We start from the raw sequence: 3,718 nt of genomic DNA on the forward strand, positions 1-3,718 counted from the left end.
GCGTCGTCTCGATCCCGAGGACGCCCTGTCGGGGCGTTTCCGGAAAGCGGATCGCCAGCACCGTGAAAGTGATCAGCAGCAACGCGATGACGATGAAGAAGATCGCGGTAGGCGTGGTCCAGGCCATCCAGGACATGATGCGTTCCCCTCTTACACGCGGCCCAATGCAAAGCCCTTGGCGATGTAGTTGCGCACGAACCAGATGACCAAGGCCCCCGGCACGATGGTCAGCACCCCTGCAGCCGCCAGCACGCCCCAGTCTACTCCCGAGGCACCTTGCGTGCGCGTCATCGTGGCGGCAATGGGCTTGGCTGCCACCGAGGTCAGTGTTCGCGACAAGAGCAGTTCAACCCATGAAAACATGAAGCAGAAGAAGGCCGCGACACCTATTCCGGACGAGATCAGCGGCATGAAGATCCGCACAAAGAACCGGCCAAAGCCGTAGCCGTCGATATAGGCGGTCTCGTCGATCTCCTTGGGCACGCCGCGCATGAAGCCTTCCAGGATCCAGACGGCCAGTGGCACGTTGAACAGGCAATGCGCCAGCGCCACCGCGATATGCGTATCGAAAAGCCCGACAGAGGAATACAGCTGGAAGAACGGCAGGGCAAAGACGGCAGGCGGCGCCATCCGGTTGGTCAGCAGCCAGAAGAACAGGTGCTTGTCGCCCATGAAATGATAGCGGCTGAAGGCATAGGCGGCTGGCAGCGCCACCGCGACCGAGATCACGGTGTTCATCACCACGTAGATCAGGCTGTTCACGTAGCCCATATACCAACTGGGATCGGTGAGGATGGTCACATAGTTTCGAAAGGTCAGGTTCTGGGGCCAAAGGCTGAAGGTGCCGGTGATTTCGGCATTGGTCTTCAGGCTCATGTTCAGCAGCCAGTAGATAGGCAACATCAGGAACAGCAGGTAGAAAACCATGACAATGGCGCTGCCCCTGACCCGCGGCAGGCTGCGCCTGCGGGGCGCGGCGGTTGTGGTGCGGGTTGCGGTTGCTGTCATGTCACCCGCCCCTTTTGTCGAGGTTCGTCATCACCGTATAGAAGACCCACGAGATGAGAAGGATGACCAGGAAATACATCAACGAGAAGGCGGCCGCAGGGCCCAGATCGAACTGCCCGAGTGCCATCTTGACGAGGTCGATGGACAGAAAGGTGGTCGCGTTGCCGGGTCCGCCGCCGGTCACGACGAAAGGCTCGGTATAGATCATGAAGCTGTCCATGAAGCGCAGCAGGATCGCGATCATCAGCACGCCCGCCATCTTGGGCAGCTCGATATAGCGGAACACCTTCCAGCGGCTCGCCTGGTCTATCTTGGCGGCCTGGTAGTAGGCGTCGGGGATGGACTGCAGCCCGGCATAGGCCAGCAGCGCGACCAGCGACGTCCAGTGCCACACGTCCATCACGATCACCGTGACCCATGCATGGATCGGATTCTGCGTGTAGTTGTAGTTGATGCCCAGGCTGTCCAGCGTGTAGCCGAGCAGGCCTATGTCGACGCGGCCGAATATCTGCCAGATCGTGCCGACGACGTTCCACGGGATCAGCAGCGGCAGCGACATCAGCACGAGCACCGCGCTGGCCCAAGCACCGCGCTTGGGCATGTTCAGCGCCACGAAGATGCCAAGCGGAATCTCAAGCGCGATGATGATGGCCGAAAAGGCCAGCTGCCGGCCGAGCGCGTTCCACATCCGCTCTGACTGCAGCAGGTCACTGAACCATCCCAGACCGTTCCAGAAGAAGACGTTGTTGCCAAAGGTGTCCTGCACCGAATAGTTGACCACTGTCATCAGCGGGATCACCGCCGAGAAGGCGACCAGCACGAGCACCGGCAGCACCAGGAGCCAAGCCTTGTGATTGACCGTCTTATGCATCCTTCTCCCCTCCCTCGGGCATCGTCAGGCGGCCGTGACGCGCCAATCGTCGGCATAGACATTGATCTTGTGCGGGTCGAAGACCGCGCGGGTCATGTTCTGGTCGATGGCCTGCACCTCGGGCGCAATGATGTTCAGGGCGTGGCCCTCAAGGTCGGCGCGGATGATGCGGTGGCGGCCCACATCCTCGATCCGACGGATGTTCACGGGCAGCCCCTGATCGCTGGACAGGTGAATGTGTTCAGGTCGGATGCCGATCTGCACCTTTCCGGACAGTTTATGATAGTCGCGCGCCAAGGGCGTCGTTCCGCCCGGCACGCGCGCCTCGCGCCCTGCGACCTCGGCCGGCAACAGGTTCATTCCGGGCGAGCCGATGAAATAGCCGACAAAGGTGTGGTCAGGGCTGTCGAACAATTCCTCGGGCGTGCCGATCTGGACGACACGGCCCTCAAACATGACCACGACCTTGTCGGCGAAAGTCAGTGCCTCGGTCTGGTCATGGGTCACATAGATCATCGTATGGCCGAAGTCGTGGTGCAGCTTCTTCAGCTGCGTGCGCAGTTCCCATTTCATATGCGGGTCGATGACCGTCAGCGGTTCGTCGAACAGCAAGGCATTGACATCCTTGCGGACCATTCCGCGGCCAAGGCTTATCTTCTGTTTCGCATCCGCCGTCAGGCCGCGGGCCTTGCGGTCCAGCATGTGCTCCATTCCGATCATCCGGGCAATCTCCGACACCCGCTCGGCGACATAGGCTTCAGGCCGGCCCCGATTGCGCAGCGGAAAGGCCAAATTGTCACGCACCGTCATCGTGTCGTAGACAACGGGAAACTGAAATACCTGTGCAATGTTGCGCTCGGCCGTCGGCGCGCGCGTCACGTCCTGTCCGTCAAACAGAATGCGCCCCTGCGACGGGATCAGGAGACCGGAGATGATGTTCAGCAGCGTGGATTTCCCGCAACCCGAAGATCCCAGCAGCGCATAGGCAGCACCATCCTCCCAGTCGTGGTTCAATTCCTTCAGCGCGTAATCGTCTGGCCCCTTGGGCTGGGACAGATAAGAATGCGCCAGGTTTTCCAGTGTGATCTTGGCCATTGTCCCTCCTCCTCAGGCGGCTGCGGCACGGGCCGCAGGAGTGACCAAGCGGCCATCTTCGGCGAAGACATAAATGTGACGCGGATCCAGCCAGACCGGAAGAACCTGACCCAAGGGCAGGTCATGGATGCCGCGAATAAGTCCCACCCATCGCTCCCCCTGGTGATCCAGATGCACAAATGTTTCGGACCCGGTCAATTCGGTTACGACCAATGTGGCGTCAAAGCGCACCGCATCGGGGGCTGGCTGGCGGATCTCGAGGTGATTGGGCCGGAAGCCTGCCAGATAGCGCCCGTCTCGCAGAGCCGACAGCGCCTCGGCAGAGGCTCCCTGTCCCGTGCCGAAGGACAAATTCCCGCCAGTCTTGGTCATGGGCATGAAGTTCATCGGTGGATCGGAAAAGACACGCGCAGTTGTTGCGTCGACAGGCTGACGGTAAACCCGCGGCGTCGGACCAAACTGGGTCACGCGGCCTTCCCACAAGATCGCCGTATTGCCGCCCAGCAGCAGCGCTTCTTCGGGTTCGGTGGTGGCATAAACGAAAATCGCCCCTGATTCCTCGAAGATGCGGGGGATTTCTACCCGCAGTTCTTCACGCAGCTTGTAGTCGAGGTTCGCTAGCGGCTCGTCCAGCAGCACGAGGCCGGCATCCTTGACCAGCGCCCGCGCCAAAGCACAGCGCTGCTGTTGCCCGCCCGACAGCTCCAGCGGCTTGCGCTCCAACATGGGCGTCAGGTGCATCAT

5 protein-coding genes are annotated in these 3,718 nt (G+C 60.9%); all 5 read right to left on the minus strand.

Annotation, left to right across the window (positions count from 1 at the left end; all coding sequences use genetic code 11):
* On the minus strand, window positions 1-136 hold a 136-nt coding region (locus ACLHHB_RS09940; protein ID WP_410218130.1), incomplete at its 3' end, for a DUF2160 family membrane protein.
* 14 nt (window positions 137-150) lie between these two features.
* Entirely contained in the window at window positions 151-1,008 is an 858-nt protein-coding gene (locus ACLHHB_RS09945) for a carbohydrate ABC transporter permease (protein ID WP_410218126.1), read from the minus strand.
* Window position 1,009: 1 nt separating this feature from the next.
* Window positions 1,010-1,879, minus strand: a complete 870-nt coding sequence (locus ACLHHB_RS09950; protein WP_410218127.1) for a carbohydrate ABC transporter permease — start codon at window positions 1,877-1,879, stop codon at window positions 1,010-1,012.
* 24 nt (window positions 1,880-1,903) lie between these two features.
* A complete protein-coding gene (locus ACLHHB_RS09955) occupies window positions 1,904-2,974 on the minus strand; it encodes an ABC transporter ATP-binding protein (RefSeq protein ID WP_410218128.1) in 1,071 nt (356 codons plus the stop codon).
* A 12-nt stretch (window positions 2,975-2,986) separates the two neighbouring features.
* Window positions 2,987-3,718 (minus strand): ABC transporter ATP-binding protein (locus ACLHHB_RS09960; RefSeq protein WP_410218129.1); only part of this gene is annotated, 732 nt, incomplete at its 5' end.

The organism is Paracoccus sp. (in: a-proteobacteria) (assembly GCF_046462195.1).
GTDB lineage: Bacteria > Pseudomonadota > Alphaproteobacteria > Rhodobacterales > Rhodobacteraceae > Paracoccus.